This window comes from Bradyrhizobium sp. IC3123 (assembly GCF_020193625.1).
GTDB classification, from domain to species: Bacteria; Pseudomonadota; Alphaproteobacteria; order Rhizobiales; family Xanthobacteraceae; genus Bradyrhizobium; species Bradyrhizobium yuanmingense.
Map to the genome: position 1 here is coordinate 221,343 of NZ_JADYVF010000009.1, position 16,926 is coordinate 238,268.

General features: G+C 65.2%; 22 protein-coding genes and 1 tRNA gene. 11 read left to right on the plus strand and 12 right to left on the minus strand.

The window, feature by feature from the left end; all coding sequences use genetic code 11:
* The first annotated feature begins 140 nt into the window (after positions 1-140).
* Complete coding sequence (gene irr / locus I6F20_RS26715) at positions 141-626, plus strand: Fur family transcriptional regulator Irr (RefSeq protein ID WP_035996708.1); 486 nt, start codon at positions 141-143, stop codon at positions 624-626.
* A 29-nt stretch (positions 627-655) separates the two neighbouring features.
* Here irr and I6F20_RS26720 read toward each other — a convergent pair whose 3' ends face one another.
* Positions 656-2,203: a winged helix-turn-helix domain-containing tetratricopeptide repeat protein gene (locus tag I6F20_RS26720; RefSeq protein ID WP_225128535.1), complete on the minus strand. Its 1,548-nt coding sequence runs from the start codon at positions 2,201-2,203 to the stop codon at positions 656-658.
* A 133-nt stretch (positions 2,204-2,336) separates the two neighbouring features.
* On the opposite strand from I6F20_RS26720, the gene mddA reads away from it, so the two are divergent.
* Together mddA and I6F20_RS26730 are read left to right on the plus strand one after the other, a co-directional pair.
* Positions 2,337-3,125, plus strand: coding sequence for a methanethiol S-methyltransferase (mddA, locus tag I6F20_RS26725; protein WP_225128537.1), 789 nt, complete (start codon positions 2,337-2,339; stop codon positions 3,123-3,125).
* Positions 3,126-3,213: 88 nt separating this feature from the next.
* Positions 3,214-3,636: a GFA family protein gene (locus I6F20_RS26730; RefSeq protein WP_035996716.1), complete on the plus strand. Its 423-nt coding sequence runs from the start codon at positions 3,214-3,216 to the stop codon at positions 3,634-3,636.
* Between the two features lie 80 nt (positions 3,637-3,716).
* Here I6F20_RS26730 and I6F20_RS26735 read toward each other — a convergent pair whose 3' ends face one another.
* The gene (locus tag I6F20_RS26735) at positions 3,717-3,941 is read right to left on the minus strand and encodes a hypothetical protein (protein ID WP_035996719.1); all 225 of its coding nucleotides are present in this window, start codon (positions 3,939-3,941) and stop codon (positions 3,717-3,719) included.
* A gap of 234 nt (positions 3,942-4,175) precedes the next feature.
* On the opposite strand from I6F20_RS26735, the gene I6F20_RS26740 reads away from it, so the two are divergent.
* Complete coding sequence (locus tag I6F20_RS26740; RefSeq protein ID WP_035996722.1) at positions 4,176-4,460, plus strand: hypothetical protein; 285 nt, start codon at positions 4,176-4,178, stop codon at positions 4,458-4,460.
* A gap of 135 nt (positions 4,461-4,595) precedes the next feature.
* On the opposite strand, the gene I6F20_RS26745 is transcribed toward I6F20_RS26740, so the two are convergent.
* The 4 genes from I6F20_RS26745 to I6F20_RS26760 form a co-directional block, all read right to left on the minus strand.
* Entirely contained in the window at positions 4,596-6,530 is a 1,935-nt protein-coding gene (locus I6F20_RS26745; RefSeq protein ID WP_225128538.1) for a sensor histidine kinase, read from the minus strand.
* Positions 6,527-7,210 carry a response regulator gene (locus I6F20_RS26750; protein ID WP_035996793.1) on the minus strand — a complete coding sequence of 228 codons (684 nt, stop codon included), beginning with the start codon at positions 7,208-7,210 and terminating at the stop codon, positions 6,527-6,529. Before I6F20_RS26750 ends, I6F20_RS26745 begins: the two co-directional genes overlap by 4 nt.
* Before the next feature lie 159 nt (positions 7,211-7,369).
* The gene (locus I6F20_RS26755; RefSeq protein ID WP_225128539.1) at positions 7,370-7,597 is read right to left on the minus strand and encodes a hypothetical protein; all 228 of its coding nucleotides are present in this window, start codon (positions 7,595-7,597) and stop codon (positions 7,370-7,372) included.
* Positions 7,598-7,733: 136 nt separating this feature from the next.
* A complete protein-coding gene (locus tag I6F20_RS26760; RefSeq protein WP_225128540.1) occupies positions 7,734-8,600 on the minus strand; it encodes an alpha/beta fold hydrolase in 867 nt (288 codons plus the stop codon).
* 142 nt (positions 8,601-8,742) lie between these two features.
* Between I6F20_RS26760 and I6F20_RS26765 the strand changes: the two genes are divergently transcribed.
* Positions 8,743-9,120, plus strand: coding sequence for a VOC family protein (locus I6F20_RS26765; RefSeq protein ID WP_035996730.1), 378 nt, complete (start codon positions 8,743-8,745; stop codon positions 9,118-9,120).
* 19 nt (positions 9,121-9,139) lie between these two features.
* Complete coding sequence (locus I6F20_RS26770; protein ID WP_057028400.1) at positions 9,140-10,024, plus strand: arginase family protein; 885 nt, start codon at positions 9,140-9,142, stop codon at positions 10,022-10,024.
* 94 nt (positions 10,025-10,118) lie between these two features.
* On the opposite strand, the gene I6F20_RS26775 is transcribed toward I6F20_RS26770, so the two are convergent.
* A tRNA-Leu gene (locus I6F20_RS26775) sits at positions 10,119-10,203 on the minus strand.
* 157 nt (positions 10,204-10,360) lie between these two features.
* Between I6F20_RS26775 and I6F20_RS26780 the strand changes: the two genes are divergently transcribed.
* The gene (locus tag I6F20_RS26780) at positions 10,361-10,900 is read left to right on the plus strand and encodes a disulfide bond formation protein B (protein ID WP_036020670.1); all 540 of its coding nucleotides are present in this window, start codon (positions 10,361-10,363) and stop codon (positions 10,898-10,900) included.
* Positions 10,901-10,903: 3 nt separating this feature from the next.
* On the opposite strand, the gene I6F20_RS26785 is transcribed toward I6F20_RS26780, so the two are convergent.
* Together I6F20_RS26785 and I6F20_RS26790 are read right to left on the minus strand one after the other, a co-directional pair.
* Positions 10,904-11,989: an AbrB family protein gene (locus I6F20_RS26785; RefSeq protein WP_225128541.1), complete on the minus strand. Its 1,086-nt coding sequence runs from the start codon at positions 11,987-11,989 to the stop codon at positions 10,904-10,906.
* A gap of 100 nt (positions 11,990-12,089) precedes the next feature.
* A complete protein-coding gene (locus I6F20_RS26790; RefSeq protein WP_036020676.1) occupies positions 12,090-12,371 on the minus strand; it encodes a PsiF family protein in 282 nt (93 codons plus the stop codon).
* A 200-nt stretch (positions 12,372-12,571) separates the two neighbouring features.
* Between I6F20_RS26790 and I6F20_RS26795 the strand changes: the two genes are divergently transcribed.
* Positions 12,572-13,054, plus strand: coding sequence for a hypothetical protein (locus I6F20_RS26795; protein WP_225128542.1), 483 nt, complete (start codon positions 12,572-12,574; stop codon positions 13,052-13,054).
* A 113-nt stretch (positions 13,055-13,167) separates the two neighbouring features.
* On the opposite strand, the gene I6F20_RS26800 is transcribed toward I6F20_RS26795, so the two are convergent.
* Positions 13,168-13,716 carry a TetR/AcrR family transcriptional regulator gene (locus I6F20_RS26800; RefSeq protein ID WP_035996748.1) on the minus strand — a complete coding sequence of 183 codons (549 nt, stop codon included), beginning with the start codon at positions 13,714-13,716 and terminating at the stop codon, positions 13,168-13,170.
* Between the two features lie 107 nt (positions 13,717-13,823).
* Between I6F20_RS26800 and I6F20_RS26805 the strand changes: the two genes are divergently transcribed.
* The 3 genes from I6F20_RS26805 to I6F20_RS26815 all read left to right on the plus strand — a co-directional run bounded on the left by I6F20_RS26805 (position 13,824) and on the right by I6F20_RS26815 (position 15,470).
* A complete protein-coding gene (locus I6F20_RS26805; RefSeq protein WP_035996751.1) occupies positions 13,824-14,252 on the plus strand; it encodes an acyl-CoA thioesterase in 429 nt (142 codons plus the stop codon).
* A 3-nt stretch (positions 14,253-14,255) separates the two neighbouring features.
* Complete coding sequence (locus tag I6F20_RS26810; RefSeq protein ID WP_036020678.1) at positions 14,256-14,699, plus strand: PaaI family thioesterase; 444 nt, start codon at positions 14,256-14,258, stop codon at positions 14,697-14,699.
* A gap of 111 nt (positions 14,700-14,810) precedes the next feature.
* Positions 14,811-15,470 (plus strand): DsbA family protein, encoded by a 660-nt coding sequence (locus tag I6F20_RS26815; protein ID WP_035996797.1) that lies wholly within the window; start codon positions 14,811-14,813, stop codon positions 15,468-15,470.
* Between the two features lie 80 nt (positions 15,471-15,550).
* Here I6F20_RS26815 and I6F20_RS26820 read toward each other — a convergent pair whose 3' ends face one another.
* Positions 15,551-15,757, minus strand: coding sequence for a hypothetical protein (locus tag I6F20_RS26820; RefSeq protein ID WP_035996755.1), 207 nt, complete (start codon positions 15,755-15,757; stop codon positions 15,551-15,553).
* A gap of 80 nt (positions 15,758-15,837) precedes the next feature.
* Entirely contained in the window at positions 15,838-16,908 is a 1,071-nt protein-coding gene (locus I6F20_RS26825; protein WP_225128543.1) for a carboxylesterase family protein, read from the minus strand.
* Between the last annotated feature and the right edge of the window lie 18 nt (positions 16,909-16,926).

Genomic DNA, 16,926 nt, shown 5'->3' on the forward strand with positions numbered 1-16,926 from the left:
GCCGGCCCGCCTTGCGCCAGGTCAGAGGCGGTCGACGCCAAATTTGATCCGGATCAAAGCCGGCCCGCCGCTTTTGCGATCGAATGGCAAGTAGCGGGACGCGGCTGCGCATCCCGTTTGCTTGAGCCGTGAGACGATGGATGGACATTCAGGCCACGACTATCCCTGCGGATGACGACGGCGGACCCGATATCGCCGGTCTTGAGCCGTCGCCGGATGCGGGCGTGCAGCACTGCCTGCAATTGCTCGGCAATGCCGGCTTGCGCCCGACACGCCAGCGCGTGGCGCTGGGCCGACTGCTGTTCCTGGGCGGCCATCGTCACGTCACCGCAGAAAGTCTCTACGCAGAAGCGATGGCTGCGAACGCATACCTGTCGCTCGCCACCGTCTACAACACGCTGAACCAGTTCACCGAAGCGGGCCTCTTGCGCCGGATCGCGGCCGACGGCATCAAGTCGTTCTTCGACACCGACACGTCCCTGCATCCGCACTTCTATCTCGAAGGCGAGGACGTGCTGGTCGACGTGGCCGAGGGCCTCGCCTTCACCAAGATGCCCGAGGCGCTTCCCGGCCACGAGATCGCGCGGCTCGATGTCGTCGTCCATTTACGCCGGAAGCGAACCTAGCGCTTGCCCTGCAGGGAGGGTAAGACGCCTCACTGCAAGCCTGCGCGGCGGAATCCCTCCAGATAGTGTTCGCGATCTCGCTCACTGGCCCACGGCAGCTGCGTCGCGATCCAGTGCAGCGAGATGCCCGGCTGGGTGCGGCGGAGCTCTCCGAGTGCCATTTCCGCAAGCGTGCCATCGCCGGTCATGCCGGCGGAGACGGCGAGCACGCGGTATGCGCCGGTAAGATCGCCGCGGTGGCGGATCGCCTCGCGCGCCAGCGCGATGGCCTCGCCATAGTGCCGTTCGGTGAAGCGCGCATAGGCGGCGATACCGTGATAGATCGCCAATGACGGATCGCGCGGCGACAACCGGATCGCCTTTTGCGCGGCCTCGAACGAGTCGTTCGAGCGTCCGGCATAGGACAGTGCCAGCGCGTAATAGCCCTGCGCCAGCGAGAAGTTCGGATTGAGCGCGAGCGCCTGCTCGAACTCGGACAGCGCGTCTGGGAGCCTGCGGGTCGAGAAGCAGACGCTGCCGAGCGCGGCATGTGCCCAGGCGTCCTCATGGTCGCAGCGCACCGCTTTGAGCGCGGCGGCTTCCGCGGACGGCGCAACCGCGGCCAGCTCGGTCCAGCCGAGATGCACGCCGAACATGTCGTTCACGGCCAGCACCGACAACGCCTGGCCGTAATCCGGATCGATCGCGATCGCGCGCGCGAGCAGCGCCTTCGCGGCCGCATGGTCCTGCCGGGTCACGCGCCAATAATGCGACAGCGCGCGCATCAAGAGGTCCCAGGCGTCGAGGCTCGCCGGCGGCTTCCGACGGTTGCGGAAATTCTCGGCGGCGTGGATCTGCGGCTCGATCGCGGCGGCGATCGCGTTGGTGATCTCGTCCTGCACGGCGAAGACGTCGACGAGCTCGCGGTCATAGCGCTCGGCCCAGAGATGACCGCCCGACACGGCGTCGTTGAGCTGCGCGGTGATGCGCACCCGGTTGTCCGTCTTGCGCACGCTGCCTTCGACGATGTAGCGGACGCCGAGCTCCTCGGCGATCTGCCTGATATGGACCGCGCGTCCCTTGTAGGTGAAGGAGGAGTTACGGGCGATCACCATGAACCAGCGCTGCTTCGACAGCGCGGTGAGGATGTCCTCGCTGATCCCGTCGCCGAAATAGTCCTGCTCGGGATCCCCGCTCTTGTTCTCGAAGGCGAGCACCGCGACCGCCGGGCGGTCCGCCATGCGCGGGGGAGCGAGCCTGGCTTCGGTCCGCGCGGGCGATGCCGCCACCTCTTCCCGGACCTCGCCGACGAACCGAAAGCCCTTGCGCGGAATGGTCTTGATCAGGCGCTGGCTCGCGCCGTCGTCGCCGAGCGCCTTGCGCGCGGCGTTGATCCGGCTGTTGAGGGCGGAATCCGAGACGATGCGGTCGTTCCAGACCTGGCTGATCAGGTCATCCTTGCTGACCACACGCGCCCGTTGCGTGACCAGATAAAGCAGCAGATCGAACACCTGCGGCTGCAACGGGACGGGTTTTCCGTCGCAAGTGAGCTCCCGGAGGTCGCCGTCCAGCACGTTGTTTTCAAAGCGAAATCGCACGTTCTCGTCGTCTCAAGCAAAAATCAAAGTCGTCTCAGGCGAAAATCAATCGTCCGCGAAAGCCGCGGGACGTCCGATCCGGCATGGTGCGAAGACCAAACCGTGTCGATGCCTCGGCACAACGGAGTGTTTCATGACCCAAATTGATCATCAGGTTCATTCTCTCGGCCCGGAGGTTACGGGCTCTCGTATTTTCAGGTTCATCGCCTTTCTGTACGGAATTGCGGCATATCTCGTGTTTTTCGTCACCATTCTCTACGCGATCGGCTTCGTCATGGGGGTGATGGTGCCCAAGACCATCGATACCGGTGCCGAAGCGCCCATCGTTCGCGCGGTCGTCATCAATCTGCTGCTGATGTCGCTGTTCGCGGTTCAACACAGCGTGATGGCGCGCCAACAATTCAAGGCATGGTGGACGCAGTTCGTCCCCAAGCCGGTCGAGCGAAGCACGTATGTGCTGTTCGCGAGCCTGTCATTGCTCCTGCTGTTCTGGCAGTGGCGTCCGCTACCCGCGGTCATATGGGAGGTCGAGAACCCCGATCTTGCCGTGACACTGGTCACATTGTCCTTCGCTGGCTGGGTGCTGGTGTTCACCTCGACCTTCATCATCAACCATTTCGAACTGTTCGGCCTGCATCAGGTGACGAATCATCTCGTCGGCAAGGAAATGCAGCCGCCGCGTTTCAAGACGCCGCTGCTCTACAAATTCGTCCGCCATCCGATCTATCTCGGTTTCATCATCGCGTTCTGGGCGGCGCCAGTCATGACCGCGGGTCATCTCTTGTTCGCGGCCGTGACCACGCTCTACATCTTCGTCGGCATCGCGCTGGAGGAGAGCGATCTCGTCGATCTCTTCGGCGACGAGTACCGGCAGTACAAGCAACGCGTCTCCATGCTTATTCCCTGGCGCCGGTCGGTATAGTCTAGGTCAAGCCCCGCGCATCCAATCGAAACGGCGCGCGGGGCGCCGACGCGCGATAACGATCCATCAGAAAAAGGGAGACGTCCAAATGAAACATGTCGGAAACTGCTTCTGCGGCGCGGTCACGGTCGAGGTCACGGGCGCGCCGGAGGCGATGGGCTATTGCCATTGCCGCTCCTGCCGCTCGTGGTCGGGCGGTCCGGTCAACGCTTTCAGCCTTTGGAAGCCGGAAGCCGTGCGCATCATCGAAGGCGCTCAGAATGTCGAGACCTTCGTCAAGACGCCGCTCAGCCAGCGCAAATATTGCAGGAAGTGCGGTGGCCATCTCATGACCAACCATCCGCCGCTCGGTCTGGTCGACGTTTTCGCCGCCACCATCCCCACCCTCGCGTTCACGCCCAGCGTCCACGTCAACTATGCCGAGACCGTGCTGCCGATGCGCGATGGCCTGCCCAAGCTGAAGGATTTTCCCGCCGAGTTCGGCGGAAGCGGCGAAATGATGCAGGAATAGCGGCGCGCCTTTGGCATTTTTTCGAGAGGGCGGCAGAGCGCTGCCCTCTCTGGCTTCTTCCAAGAGAGAAGGATGAACGACTAGCCTCCGCGCGATTCGACCACCTTGCGGCAGGAATCGGACAGCTTCGACTTGTTCTCGCGCAGGCAGGCATTCATCTGCGACGGCTTGCCGATATGCTCGGCGCAGAATTTGCTGGCGTCGCCGCGGCAGGCCATTTGCTCCTGCACAGATGGACCGGACTGTGCGGCAGCAGGCAGGGCGGCAGCTGCGAGCAGCAGCGCGGCAAGAACCGAAATCTTCATAGAGCACCTCTTTGGAATTCTCGTTGGTCCCGACCGGGATCAATCGGGCCGGACCATTCCGCAAAGGCCGGGCGCCGGTCCATGCCATGTTCATGGCAGCGGCCAGTCCTCCCGCCCGCGGTACCCCCATCTTCATGGCATGTATCCGCGCGCCGACTTTTGTCATTCAGGCTGCACCTCGGCTGCGAGACCCGGTGATTGCGTCGGGACGCCGAACGGAACCAGGAGAGCAAGATGTCGAAGAGAGCTGGAGCGCTGGGCGCAGGGCTGACGGTCATGGCGCTGGCGGGCGCGGCGATGGTGTCGCTGGGCACGAGCCCGGCGCAGGCCGTGGTCTATTGCAAGACCGTCGGCGTGCCGAAGGGCTGCGTGGTGCGGCCGACTGGCGCCGTGGTGGTGGGAGCGCCGGTCGCGCGGGCTGCCGTCGCGACCCCCGGTGTCGGCGCGCCCGGTGTCGGTGTGCGTGCCGGCACGCCGATGAATCGCGGCGGCCCGGTCAATCGCGTCGGCGTGCGCTGATATTTCCGCTTCATTGAATTGATGCATCGCTTCGGGCCAAGGGGCCTGCGGACGAACCCCCCGTCCTCCGCAGGCAATTTTACCCGGCCCGTCCCCTCTCTCCGTGCGCCCCACACGTTCGGGGAGGGGGCCCTTTCAGCCCGCGGCCATGTCGCTGTCGGGAAAACGTTGCGGCAATTTCAGCCGCACGCGCGTGCCGGAGGAATCAGACGTCAGGTCGAGCACCGCGCCGCAGCGGGCGGCGCGGCTTTTCATGTTGCGCAAGCCGCGCGCGGTCTGGCCGGCCCCCGCGGCCTCGCCATTGCCGGCCAGCGCAAAGCCGCCTCCGTCGTCAGTCACGCTGATCACGCCGTACGGCCCCTGGCCCGCGTCGAACGTGTCGATGGTCACCGCGATGCGGCGGGCCTGCGCGTGCTTGACCGCATTGGTCACGGCTTCGTCGAGGATGCGCACGATCTGGACGACGTGCCATGGCCTGAGCTCGGGATGCAGCGGCAGGCCCTGCGGCGTCGCCACGCGCCAGTCGAGCGTGATGTCGTGCGGCCGCAATTGGGCCGTGGCGCGCTCGCGCCAGGAGCCGAGCGCCAGCATCAGGTCGCCGCCGATGTCGTCCATGGAATCGATCACGAGACGGAGATCCTTCAGCGCCGCGCGGGCGGCGTCCGTGATGCTCGCGCCCGTGCTGCCGCGTTCGGACAGCGCGACGATGCTCACCAGCTGGCCGCCAAGGCCGTCGTGCAGGTCTCGCATCAGGCGCGTGCGCTCGTTGGCGAGCGCCGCCGCGCGGGCGCGCTCCTCCTCGCGGGCAAAGCTCGCCTTTAGCCGCTCCTCGGCCTCCCGCACCCGCGTCACCAACTGGCCGGCAAAGCTGTCGACCTGGTTCAAGGCGCGGGCAAAGCGCCAGGTCAGCCCGGCGCCGATCGCGACCAGCATCGCCGAATAGGACAGCCGCGAGACGAAGATGCGATCGTTGCTCACGATATCGAGCACCGTGAGCATGTCCTGGACCCAGCAAACCAGCACGATGGTCACCGCGCAGCCGATCGTGAAGCTCGCCGCGTCCTGCCGTCGCACCACCGCGGTTGCGGTGACGCAGGCCATCAGGAACAGGCAGAGCCCGACGGTGGGAATGCCGAGCACCAGGAACAGGATGCGCGGCAGCGGTGGGCCTCCGATCAGCCCGACCACGAACACGAGGACGCCGGGCACGAACAGCAGCGTGCCGTAGCGCGGCCAGCGCCAGCCGAAGAACAGCACGCCGAACACGACGATCAGCGCGCTCTCAATCGGTGCGGAGGCCAGCAGCACCGCGGCCAGGTGCGATACCGTAGCCGGCGGCACCGGCGGCGGCGCGAATGCCTGCACCACGCCGAGCACCATCGCCGTCGCCAGTACGCCATAGACCGGCTCGTGACGCCGCATCAGCCACATGATGGCGAGGATGACGGCAAGGATCGCCTGCCAGGCGGAAAACACCACAGGCAGCGTGACGAACAGCAGCGTGCGTGTCTCATAGGCCGGGCGCAAGGCGGCATCCGGCCCGACATAGACGGTGTCGAGGAAGCCCTTGAGCGGGCCCCATACGAACAGCCGCACCGTGATCTCGTTTCCGCCCTCGCGCAGCAGCGACGCGGGGATGGCGGCGATCTGCGGCGTGTTGCGGTCGGGCCGGTTGGCGTTGGTGTCGCGTCGGGAGTCGAGCACGACGACGCCGTTGACGGCGACCTCCACCGCGTTGCTGAAGCGCGGCAGGAACACCGACCAGCCCGAGGCCGCATCGCCGCTCCGGAACGTGAAGGTGCCGGCGTAGATCGGCGGGTCGGCCAGCGAATAGCGCGACGAGGTGAAATGCGGCAGCGTCACCGGGCGCGTCAGACCGTCCTCCCGCGCCGAGAAATCGTCCACCGCGTAGTCGTCGGGATCGCTCGGCTGCAGCAACCGAATCCCCAGGATCGTGACGATCACGATCAGCGCCTGAAGCAGCACATAGGGCACGAGGCGCGAGGCGATTAGCCGGCGCCGCGGGCGTGTCGGTGCCTTCGTAGGTGCTTTGGCCGCGATCTCGCTCACAGCTTGATCAGGCCCTGCTGCACCGCCTCGAACACCGCCTCGCTGCGCGTATGCACCTCGAGCTTGCGATAGATGTTCTTGATATGCCCAGGCACGGTCTGCTTGGACAGGCCGAGATGGCTCGCGATCTCGGCATAGCTGAAGCCTTTGGCGATGCCCCACAGGATGTCGATCTCGCGCGGGGTGAGCCTTGCCGTGTTGAGCGCGGGGCCGGGCGGCGGCTCCGCCGAATTCTGCGCGGCACCTTGCGTCCTGCGCACGATGAAGCGGGCGATCGAGGCCGAGATCGGCGAATGTCCCGCGACCAGATCGCGTACAGTGGTGGCGATGTCGGTGGGGAAGGCGTCCTTGAGCAGGTAGCCGGTGGCGCCGACCGTGATCGCGGAGATCACGCTTTCCTCGTCGCCCAGCGCGGAAATCACCATGATTTCGGTGTCGGGGAAGCGCTGCCGCATCTCGCGGATCAGCTCGACGCCGTGGCCGTCGGGCAGTCGCAGGTCGGTCAGCAGCACGCGCGGCGCGCCGGCGGCGAGGGCTTGCCGCGCCTCTGCGAGCGTACCGGCGCTGCGCACCTCGTAACCGGCCTTGACCAGCGCATCCTGGAGCCGCCAGCAGGTCGGCGCATCGTCCTCGACGAGGAGGATGGTGATGGCTTCACCCGTCTCGCCTTGTTCGGTCATGATCATGGTCCCGCGATCCGCGTGTCCCCCGCGGCGCGAGGCAAGTCTAACCGCAGCCCGAAGGCCGTGACACCCATAATCATGGGGGCGGGAAAGTCACGGGACTGCCATGTGCCGACCCAACGTTGCCGCGCGACGGAGTGCCGCCGCCAATCCAGCTTACGAAAGATCAACCCGCGGCGGCGGATATCGCCGCGCCAGGACCGATAGCGACAGCGGCCGTTCGTCTTCCGGCAGCTCCAGATAGGCCAGCACGAGCGGCCGCTTCCAATCGCCGACGCCGAAATCCATCGCCGTCCATTTCTGCGGCTCGGGCCCTTCGAGCCCCCGGACCCAGACGAAATAGCGGGGAAGGCCGTCCGTGTCCGTCGTGCGTCTCCTGGCCATCGAAGCGGTCCGCTGCATCAGATCGTTGCCGCACGATATAGGGAATATCTGGGGGAAGTCGAACGCCCGGGGCGATCGGGGAAGCTTGCCGCCCGCGCCGGTGCCGGTTGGCGACAAAAGCGCTGTCATTTGCCCGTTAAGGTTCGATCCGTTCGAGAAATGATCGCGTCAGCGCGACAACCTCATCGAGGTTGGTTTCGAGCAGCCAATGGCCGCCATCCAGGAGATGCAGTTCGGCATCCGGCAGGTCGCGGAGATAGGCCCGCCCTGACTCCTCAGGCATGTAATGGTCCTGCGGCCCCCACAGGATCAATGTTGGCGGCTTGTGCTGCTGAAGATATCGGCGGTGCTCGGGAAACCATTGGCGGTTCGCCTTGAGGCCAAACAGAACGTCTGCGGCGGCGTCTTTCCGCCGCTCGGTCATCAGCGACCAGTGCAATCGCCAAAGGTCCGGCGCGATCAGTCCAGCCATGTCCGCACGCACATCATTCAGGAACTCGTCCCGGAAATTCTCTTCAGTGATAGCTTCCCTCATCGCCGCACGCATCTCCTGATCGGGCAGTGACCAGGACTTCTCGATGTCAGCGTATGCCGGGCCAAGCGCATCTTCGTAAGGTATGTCGCCGTTTTGAATGATCTGGGCCACCACCCTCTCAGGCCGCATGATCGCCAGCCTCGCTCCGATCGGTGAGCCAAAATCATGAAGGTAGATCACGAAGCGTTCGATCTTCAGCTGCTTCACGAACTGGTCGAGCCACGCGGCATAGCCGTCGAAGCTGTAGTCGAAGTCATCAGGTGTCCCGCTATAGCCGAACCCGGGATAGTCGGGAGCAATCAGCCGCCAATTATCGGCCAGTCGCGGCATCAGATTGCGGAATTCGTAGGATGAACAGGGATAGCCGTGCGGCAGCAGAACGACGGGCGCGCGTTCAGGACCGGCTTCTCGGTAGAAGGTATCCACGGATCCGATCCGGACCCTGCAATGTCTGACGCGTGTGTCCATGTCTTGCTTCCTTTGTAGATAAAGCAACTTCGGGGGCGGGGTTCCCGGCATCTGCTTCGTGGTGGGTAGAACCGCAGGCGGCTCTGCGGAACAACGACCGGAAGCTCACCGTTACGAAGCAACACCGGAACGGGAGGTCGTTGTGATCCATCATGTCTCCGTCGGTACGAATGATGTTCAGCGTGCGAAGCGCTTCTACGATGCGGTCTTGCCGGTCGTCGGGATCACGCCGATGGCCGAGGACGAGGGCGGACTGGGCTACGGAAGCGGGACGTTTCACTTCAGCGTTCAAGTTCCGATCGATGGAAAACCCGCGACCGTGGGTAACGGCAGTCATATCGCCTTTGCCGTCGAGAACCGCGCGATGGTCGATCGCTTCTACGCAGCAGCATTAGAGCATGGTGGCAGCGACGCTGGCGCTCCCGGGCTGCGGCCGAGTTACGACCTCAACTATTATGGGGCGTTTGTCCGCGATCCAGACGGTCACAAGATCGAGGCCGTGACCTACTCGGCACAATAGTCGCGAGCGGGAAGGCGCCATGCCGACCATGCCCTATGCAATTATCGAAGCTCCTTCGACGCTCGGCCTTGCGACCGACGGCGTGGAGCGCTTGCCCGAACAGCTGCTGAAGCTTGGACTTGCGGAGCGCATCGGCGCACGCCGCGCCGGGCGGCTGGTGGTGCCTTCGAAAGATCCGGCGCCGGATCCCGAGACCGGCATCTTGAACGCCGGCGCAATAGCGGCGTGGTCGCCCCAGCTCGCCGACGCGGTGGAAGCGGTGCTTGTCGCGGGCGAGTTTCCGCTGGTGCTGGGCGGCGATTGCACGATCTTGCTGGGCTCGATGCTCGCGCTTCGACGGCGCGGCCGCTACGGCCTGTTGTTCATCGACGGCCACGCCGATTTTTTCCAGCCCGAGGCGGAGCCCAATGGTGAGGGCGCCTCGATGGACCTTGCCTTCGTTTCCGGCTACGGCCCGTCCCTCCTGGCCGACATCGAAGGTCACGGTCCTCTGGTCCGCCCTGAAGACATTGTGGCGTTTGGATATCGCGATCACCAGGATCAGGCGGAATATGGAAGCCAGCCGCTTCCCGAAGAGCTCAAGGTGCTTGATCTTCCGGCTGTGCGGGCGCGGGGCATCGAGGCCGCTGCACGCGAAGCCGTCGATTACCTGATGCGAGCCGAGCTGGACGGCTTCTTCATCCATCTCGACGCCGATTGTCTCGACGATGCCATCATGCCGGCTGTCGATTTTCGCGTGCCGGGTGGGTTGTCGTGGGACGAGTTATCGACCGTGCTCCGGGTTGGCTTGGCGAGTGGCAAGGCGGTCGGCCTGGAGATCACCATTTACAATCCGGGCCTGGATGAAGACGGCAGCGCCGGGCGTGGCCTGGCCGATGTGCTCGCAGCAACGCTCGGGTCGTAGTTCGAGTTTGCTGAACCAGTCCGACTTCGCCAAGAGGCTTCGCCGGACACGCTTCGCCCTTCTAGCCCCCACGCGAAGCCCAAAGGGCGAAGCGTGGTGCCCCTGGCCGGAATCGAACCAGCACTCCTTGCGGAACTCGATTTTGAGTCGAGCGCGTCTACCAGTTCCGCCACAGGGGCCCTCGGTCGGCCCCATAGGCGGCGTCGCGAAGCCGGCGGACTATAGCCATGGACGGGACGGGGTCAACCCGCGCCAAAGTGATCCCGGCCGTTCTCGACAGCCGCATGGGCCGGGGCTAGAGGCTTAGGGCGCGCGAGAGATACGAAAGAGGCTGCCGTGACCACCCAGAGTGCCGCCATACCTGCGTTCAAGCCGGGCGCCACGAGCCCCGCGCTGACCGCCGCGGTCCTGGTCACGCTGATCGGCGCAGCCACGATTGCGGGCGCCTGGTTCTTCCAGCTCGTCCTGGAGATCCTGCCCTGCCCATTGTGCCTGGAGCAGCGCTACGCCTATTACCTTGCGATACCGCTCGGTGTGCTGACGGCGCTGGCGGCGCGAAGCGGCGCGCCGCGGCCGCTGCTGCTGGCGGGGCTGGCGATCCTCACCCTGGCCACGCTCGCTAATGCCGGCCTCGGCGCCTACCACTCCGGGGTCGAATGGGGGTTCTGGAAGGGGCCGACCGATTGCTCCGGTCCGGTCGTCAACCTCGGCAGCGCCGCCGATCTCTTGTCGAAGCTCGACACCGTGAAGGTGGTGCGCTGCGACGAGGTGCAATGGCGCTTCCTCGGCCTGTCGCTCGCCGGCTACAACGTGCTGATCTCCCTCGTGATGGCCGCGATCGCCGCGTGGGGATTCGTGCGGACCGCGAAGCGCTAAAGCTCAATCATCCACGTCGTCCTGCGTGCGCCCGAACAGGTGCACGATGCCCGGCGTTGCGATCGTCACGAAGACGAAACGCGACAGGTGGTGGGCGCCGACGAAGATCGGGTCGATGTGCAGCGTCAAGGCCAGCGCCAGCATCGCGTCCATCGCGCCCGGCGCGAAGGCGACGACGACGTCGGAGAATTTCACCTGGGTGGTCAGCGCCACGATGCCGACGAAGATGGCGGAGACGGCGATGGCCACGGCAAACGAGCCCAGCGCAGCGCGGAGGTGGCCGGCGAGCGTCTTGATCCGCATCCGCGCGAAACGGCTGCCGATCAGTGCGCCGATCCCGATCAGCGCAACGCCACGCACCCAGTCCGGCAGGCCGCCCTCGACCCATCCGGCACCATGCAGCACGCTGGAGGCGATCATCGCGCCGAACATCCAGCTCGCGGGAAACTTGATCAGCCGCAACACGAGCGCCGCGGCCAGCGACGCGGCGGCTAGCTCGAGCAGGTCGAGCGGCGAGGCGATGGTCGTTGTCAGCGACGGTGCAGCGGAGGGCGTGACGCCTGCAATCGCCAGCACCATCGGCAGCGCGGCGGTCAGGATGATGACGCGCATGGTCTGCACCACCGCAATGCCCGGAAGGTCGGCGCCGCGCTCGACCGCCAGGATCGTGATCTGCGACAGCGCGCCGGGACTGCCGGCTAGGAAAGCGGAGGTGCGGTCCCAGCCATGCATGCGCTGGAGGTAATAGCTCGACCCGAACGTGGAGCAGAACGTGGCGAGCGCAAGCAGGCCGATGGTGACGGGGTAGGCGCTGACCTGCTGAAGCAAATGGCGCGAGACGACCGAGCCCAGCGAGATGCCGAGCAGCACCAGCACGGTCTGGGTCAAAATCGGCGGCAAGGTCAGCCGACGGCCGGCGATCGCGGCGATCCCGACCGCGATCATCGAGCCGGAGATCAGCCCGCCGGGAAGGCCGGCGAGCAGAAACACAAGGCCGCCGGCGGTGCCGATGACGAGCGTCTCCACCGTGCTCAGGATCGTGGCACGGCTCGGCCATTCGAACGACAGGGAGGCGGTGATGTGCTTCACGCCACCTTATCGCAAATCAGCGCGAGGCGCACAATTGCAGGCTCATCATGCCGCAATGCGCGAGGCCTTCCGCGGAGGCTCGGAAGGAATCGTGACGGGCTTATTTCTTGTCGGCTGCGGGAGCGGCGACTGCGCTGCCGGCCTTCGCCTCCTTTTTGCATTCGCGACGGAATTTCTTGCGCTCCTTCCCCTTCAATCCCTTGGCGTCCGCCTGCCTGGAGCATTCCAGCGATTCCGCCGATCGCTCCTTCGTTGCCTTCTTGTCGTCGACGGTGGCGGCAGTGTCGGTCTTGGCGGCCGGCGCGGCGGTCTGCGCGAAAGCGGTGCCGGTGACGAGCAGGGAGGCGAGAGCAACGGCGGCGAGGCGGGACGTGAAGGTCATGTGGTGCACTCTGCTTGCGAGAATTGCGAAGGGCTGGAACGTTGGCTCGCGTTGCTGAACGCGACATGAATGAGTTGAGCGGCAGGATCACTATATTTTGCCGGCGCAACCCATCGCATCCTTGTCGCAAGCGGCCGGCACGCTAGGATAGCAATCCTCAATTCACTTCCGTCGGGGAAGATCAGGCAGGAGACCCAGGGATGACCATTCAGACGAAATTGTTGTATGCGATCGCAGCGTCCGGTGTCGCGGCATTGCTGACGAGCGCGCCGGCACAGGCACTGACAGCGCAGGAGTGCAGCGCGAAGTACCAGGCCGCCAAGAAGGACGGCTCGCTCGGCACCATGAAGTGGAATGACTTCCGCAAGGCCCAATGCGGTGCCGATGCGACGCCCGCCGCTGCGCCGACAGCGGCTGCGCCCACAGCTCCCGCGGAGCCGAAGCAGGCCAAGAAGGAAGAGGCACCCGCCGCCGCGCCGGCCCTGCCGGCCGGTCCTGCGGTCTACCCAAACGCGGTCGATCCGAAATATGCCAAGGAGACGCCCGGCAAGGCGCGCCTGCACACCTGCGTCGACCAGTACAATGCCAACAAGACCACCAACGGCAACGGCGGCTTGAAATGGATTCAAAAAGGCGGCGGCTATTACAGCGAATGCACCAAGAAGCTGAAGGGCGCCGCCTGAGCTTCGCATTGCTGCGAAGGCCGGAGCGACGCTCCGGCCGATTCGCCTGAAGTGTCGCGCATGATCTTGTCAGAACACCTGCGCTCACCCGGCCCTTGGGGTCCGGATCATGCTCAGTCGAGCAGCTTCTCGGCAGATTTCGCCACGAGCTGCGACCGCTTGCGCGGACCGCTCTCGACGAACAACAGGCTCTGGCCGAAGATGAAGCAGTAGAACAGAAAGGCCTGCGCGTCGGCCTCCTCGGCCGCAAGGCCGGTTGCGCGATAGAGGTCGCCGACGTGCCTGAGCCGCGCCGCGTCGACGCTCGCCACCGCCGCCGCGGCGTTGTCCTCCGATCGGGCCCATTGCCGGATCGCGAGCTCGATCGCCATCCCTTCTGGATTGAGCCGCTCGGAATAAAGCTGGATCACCGCCTTCAGCCGCTCGCGGGGCGCTTGTCCGTCGAGGCTCGTCTGCTGCGCGATCGCGGCGATGCGGCCCTTGCGCCAGGCTTCGAGCATGGCCTCGAGCAGTGCGGCGCGGTCGGCGAAGCGCCGGTAGAAGCCGCCCTTGGTGACGCCGAGATTCTTGGCGAGCACCTCGACCCGCACGCCCTCCACCCCCGCGCGGGCGAGCTCGGCAAACCCAGCCTCGACCCAGACGTCGCCCTTGCCGTCGCTCATGAAGAAAGCCTCACCCGGTCTTGATACGGTGCCGTATTGCTAACGTGACACGGGTTTGATACGCTACCGTATCAACGAGCAAGGACGAAATTGCGGGAGGAAATGCGATGGAGCAGGAGGCGACCTATCGCGGCACGGTCTATCCGTGGCAATGCGACCATGTCGGGCACATGAACATCATGTGGTATGTCGGCAAGTTCGACGAGGCCAATTGGAATCTGTTCGCTCGTCTCGGCCTGACGCCGAGCTATTTGCGCATCTCCGGCCGCGGCATGGCCGCGGTACAGCAGAACATCGCCTACAAGCGCGAGCTGCTCGCCGGCGACATCGTCGAGATCCGCAGCCATCTGCTCGAGATCAGGGACAAGTCGATCCGCTTCCGGCACGACATGACGAATGCGGAGACCGGCGAGCTCGCGGCGACGTGCGAGATCACCGGCGTGCACATGGACCGTCAGCTCCGCAAGTCCGCCCCGTTCGCCGATTGCATTCGCGAAGCTGCCTTGAAGCATCTTGCCGAACCAGCCGAGGTGTGAGCCATGACTGCCTTCGAGCCGAAAAACCCGGGCTATCGCGCGGCGGCCATCGCGATGTTCGATGCCCAACCGGCCATGCGCACGCTCGGTATCGTGATCGTCCGGCTCGCGCCGGGCGAGGTCGAGCTGGCGATGCTGCATGCGCCGGCCCTCACGCAGCAGAACGGTTTCATCCATGCCGGCATCATCACGGCCGGGCTCGACAACGCCTGCGGCGTTGCGGCCTTCAGCTTGATGCCGGCGGAGGCCGGTATCCTCACGGTCGAATTCAAGACCACGCTGCTCGCGCCCGCCCGCGGCGAGCGTTTCGTCTTTAAGGCCGAAGTGGTCAAGCCCGGCCGCACGCTGACCTTCTGCGAGGCAAAGGCCTACGCCGAGCATGACGGCAAGACCACGCTGATCGCCATGATGAGCGGGACCTTGATGGCGATGCTGCCGGCGGCTTAGTCGAGCCGGACGCGATTCGCGTGGCAATCGCGCCCGCGGCATTCTATATGACCCGTAACAATGACCGGTGCGCGGGCGTATATCCGCAAGACGGGACCGGAACGGGACGATATGACAGGATTTGGGAATAATGGCCTTGGGCCGAGCCGGCGCGCAGCCTTGACGCTGATCGGAGCGGGCGCTCTCGCCGTGGGTGGGATCGTTTCGGCGCGCGCCGCCACCGGCGATGACGAGGTGCTGACCGAAGCCAAGGTGCTGCGCGATCCCGACACGCCGGTCGCAGGCAATCCCGACGGCAACATCACCATCGTCGAATGGTCCGACTACAATTGTCCCTATTGCCGCAAGCTCGAGCCCGAGCTGCGCCAGGTGGTCCAGGACGACGGCAAGGTGCGGCTGGTCATGAAGGACTGGCCGATCCTCGGGCCGGTTTCGGTCACCGCGGCGCGGAGCGCGCTGGCGGCCAAGTTCCAGGGCAAGTATCACCAGGCCCATGACGCCCTGATCGGCGTCAGCTCGCGCCTGACCGAGCCGCGCATCAACGAGCTGCTCGCGGCTGCCGGGGTCGACATGGACCGCTTGAAGCGCGATCTCACCGGCCACGCCAAGGACATCGACGCCATCCTCAAGCGCAACAACGAGCAGGCTGAAGCTTTCGGCTTCCAGGGCACCCCGTCCTTCATCGTCGGCAAGTATCGCGTGCCCGGCGTGCTCAGCATGACCGAGTTCGAGCAGGTCATCGCCGACGCTCGCAAGGCCAAGATGAACTGAGCCGGCGATATTTCAGGACGCAATACAAAGGCGCCGTCGCGGGTCTGCGACGGCGCCTCGTTCATGTCGATCGGACGAAATTACTTCGACGAGATCCGGACCCAGTCCTTGTGCGCGCGATCGCGCAGCGCATCCCAATCGGCCTTGGCGACGTCCCAGTTCACGATCGTTCGGTTGGTGGTCGCGATGTCGCCTTTGGCGACTGACGACGTCTGCATGGAATCATAGACGTAGACGCCGCCCGCAAGCAGCAACGCGCCCAGGATCATTCCGAAAAAAGTCTGCATGGCGAACCTCCGGTGACGGGCGATAACGTCGGCCCGGAGTGATGGTTCCGCGACTATGCGGCGCATCCAAGTGAGGTTGTTCATTCTCCATTCAGCCACTCCATCAGCTCCGCATTGATCTCGCGCGGATAGGTGTGGCTGAGGTCGTCGATCTCTCGATAGGTGACTTGGGCACCGGCGGCGGACAGCGCCGCCTGCGTCTGCCGTGCGGTCTGCACCGGAAACATCCAGTCGAGCTTGCCGTGAGTGATGAAGACCGGCAAGCCTTGCAGGCGCGTTGCGTCGGCCATCTCCGCCATCAGCGGATGGAAGGTCGCCGCAACCGGGGCGAGATGCGTGAAGGGCGAGGCGCCGTCGAGGCCGGTGACGTAGCAGAAGGTGCCGCCGTCGCTCATGCCGGTCAGCAGCATGCGCGAGGGGTCGATGCGCCAGCGGCCGCGTACAGTATCGATGATGCGCATGAGGTTCGGTGTGTCGGTGTCGTCGCCCATCAGCGCCCAAGTCGGGCCGGTCGCGGTCGGCGCCACCAGGATCGACCCGAGAGTGCGGGCGTCGCGGAGCCAGCTCCACAGAAAGCCGCGTCCGTTGCCGCTGCCGCCATGCAGCGCCATCACCAGCGGCATGGCACGCTCGGGCGCATAATATTCGGGGACATAGACCGAGAAGCCGCCGCGGCTGCCAGGCTCGTTGTGGTCGTGGAAGATGCCGGTATCTTCGCTCGCGCTGGCTTGGAGCCGCGACAACAAATCCGCATTGTCGCGATTGGCAGCGTTGAGGAAGAAGCCGCTCACGGGCGGAAATTGCGCTGCCAGCGGATAGAGCGCCTCCTGCGCGCGCGGGACATGGCGCAGCGCGCGGAACACCGCGACGAGATCGCCATGGCCACGTTCGACCTCACGAATGCCGGCAAAGGCAGCGAGCGTCTCGCCGCAGGCGCGATCGAGCCGCTCGCGCAAGCCTCCGAACTGCTCCGGCCAATCCCCGATTGCTGCGTGCGCCGTCTGCAGCGCCTCGTCCGGCGTGCCGATCGCATCCATCACCGAGGCGAAGGCCGGTGGATGCAGATGCCGCTGGAAGAAGCCGAGCGCTTCCAGCGCATTGAGCAGCGGCGGCAGCACGGCCACGATGTCGTCCACCACGGCCTCGGTCATCGCCCGCTTCCTCAAAGC

What these genes read in the sequence shown, in the direction of transcription:
- irr (WP_035996708.1), top strand. Translation starts at nt 141, where the DNA reads ATGGACATTCAGGCCACGACTATCCCTGCGGATGACGACGGCGGACCC.
- mddA (WP_225128537.1), top strand. Translation starts at nt 2,337, where the DNA reads ATGACCCAAATTGATCATCAGGTTCATTCTCTCGGCCCGGAGGTTACG.
- I6F20_RS26730 (WP_035996716.1), top strand. Translation starts at nt 3,214, where the DNA reads ATGAAACATGTCGGAAACTGCTTCTGCGGCGCGGTCACGGTCGAGGTC.
- I6F20_RS26735 (WP_035996719.1), bottom strand. Translation starts at nt 3,941, where the DNA reads ATGAAGATTTCGGTTCTTGCCGCGCTGCTGCTCGCAGCTGCCGCCCTG.
- I6F20_RS26740 (WP_035996722.1), top strand. Translation starts at nt 4,176, where the DNA reads ATGTCGAAGAGAGCTGGAGCGCTGGGCGCAGGGCTGACGGTCATGGCG.
- I6F20_RS26750 (WP_035996793.1), bottom strand. Translation starts at nt 7,210, where the DNA reads ATGACCGAACAAGGCGAGACGGGTGAAGCCATCACCATCCTCCTCGTC.
- I6F20_RS26755 (WP_225128539.1), bottom strand. Translation starts at nt 7,597, where the DNA reads ATGGCCAGGAGACGCACGACGGACACGGACGGCCTTCCCCGCTATTTC.
- I6F20_RS26760 (WP_225128540.1), bottom strand. Translation starts at nt 8,600, where the DNA reads ATGGACACACGCGTCAGACATTGCAGGGTCCGGATCGGATCCGTGGAT.
- I6F20_RS26770 (WP_057028400.1), top strand. Translation starts at nt 9,140, where the DNA reads ATGCCGACCATGCCCTATGCAATTATCGAAGCTCCTTCGACGCTCGGC.
- I6F20_RS26790 (WP_036020676.1), bottom strand. Translation starts at nt 12,371, where the DNA reads ATGACCTTCACGTCCCGCCTCGCCGCCGTTGCTCTCGCCTCCCTGCTC.
- I6F20_RS26795 (WP_225128542.1), top strand. Translation starts at nt 12,572, where the DNA reads ATGACCATTCAGACGAAATTGTTGTATGCGATCGCAGCGTCCGGTGTC.
- I6F20_RS26800 (WP_035996748.1), bottom strand. Translation starts at nt 13,716, where the DNA reads ATGAGCGACGGCAAGGGCGACGTCTGGGTCGAGGCTGGGTTTGCCGAG.
- I6F20_RS26805 (WP_035996751.1), top strand. Translation starts at nt 13,824, where the DNA reads ATGGAGCAGGAGGCGACCTATCGCGGCACGGTCTATCCGTGGCAATGC.
- I6F20_RS26810 (WP_036020678.1), top strand. Translation starts at nt 14,256, where the DNA reads ATGACTGCCTTCGAGCCGAAAAACCCGGGCTATCGCGCGGCGGCCATC.
- I6F20_RS26815 (WP_035996797.1), top strand. Translation starts at nt 14,811, where the DNA reads ATGACAGGATTTGGGAATAATGGCCTTGGGCCGAGCCGGCGCGCAGCC.
- I6F20_RS26820 (WP_035996755.1), bottom strand. Translation starts at nt 15,757, where the DNA reads ATGCAGACTTTTTTCGGAATGATCCTGGGCGCGTTGCTGCTTGCGGGC.
- I6F20_RS26825 (WP_225128543.1), bottom strand. Translation starts at nt 16,908, where the DNA reads ATGACCGAGGCCGTGGTGGACGACATCGTGGCCGTGCTGCCGCCGCTG.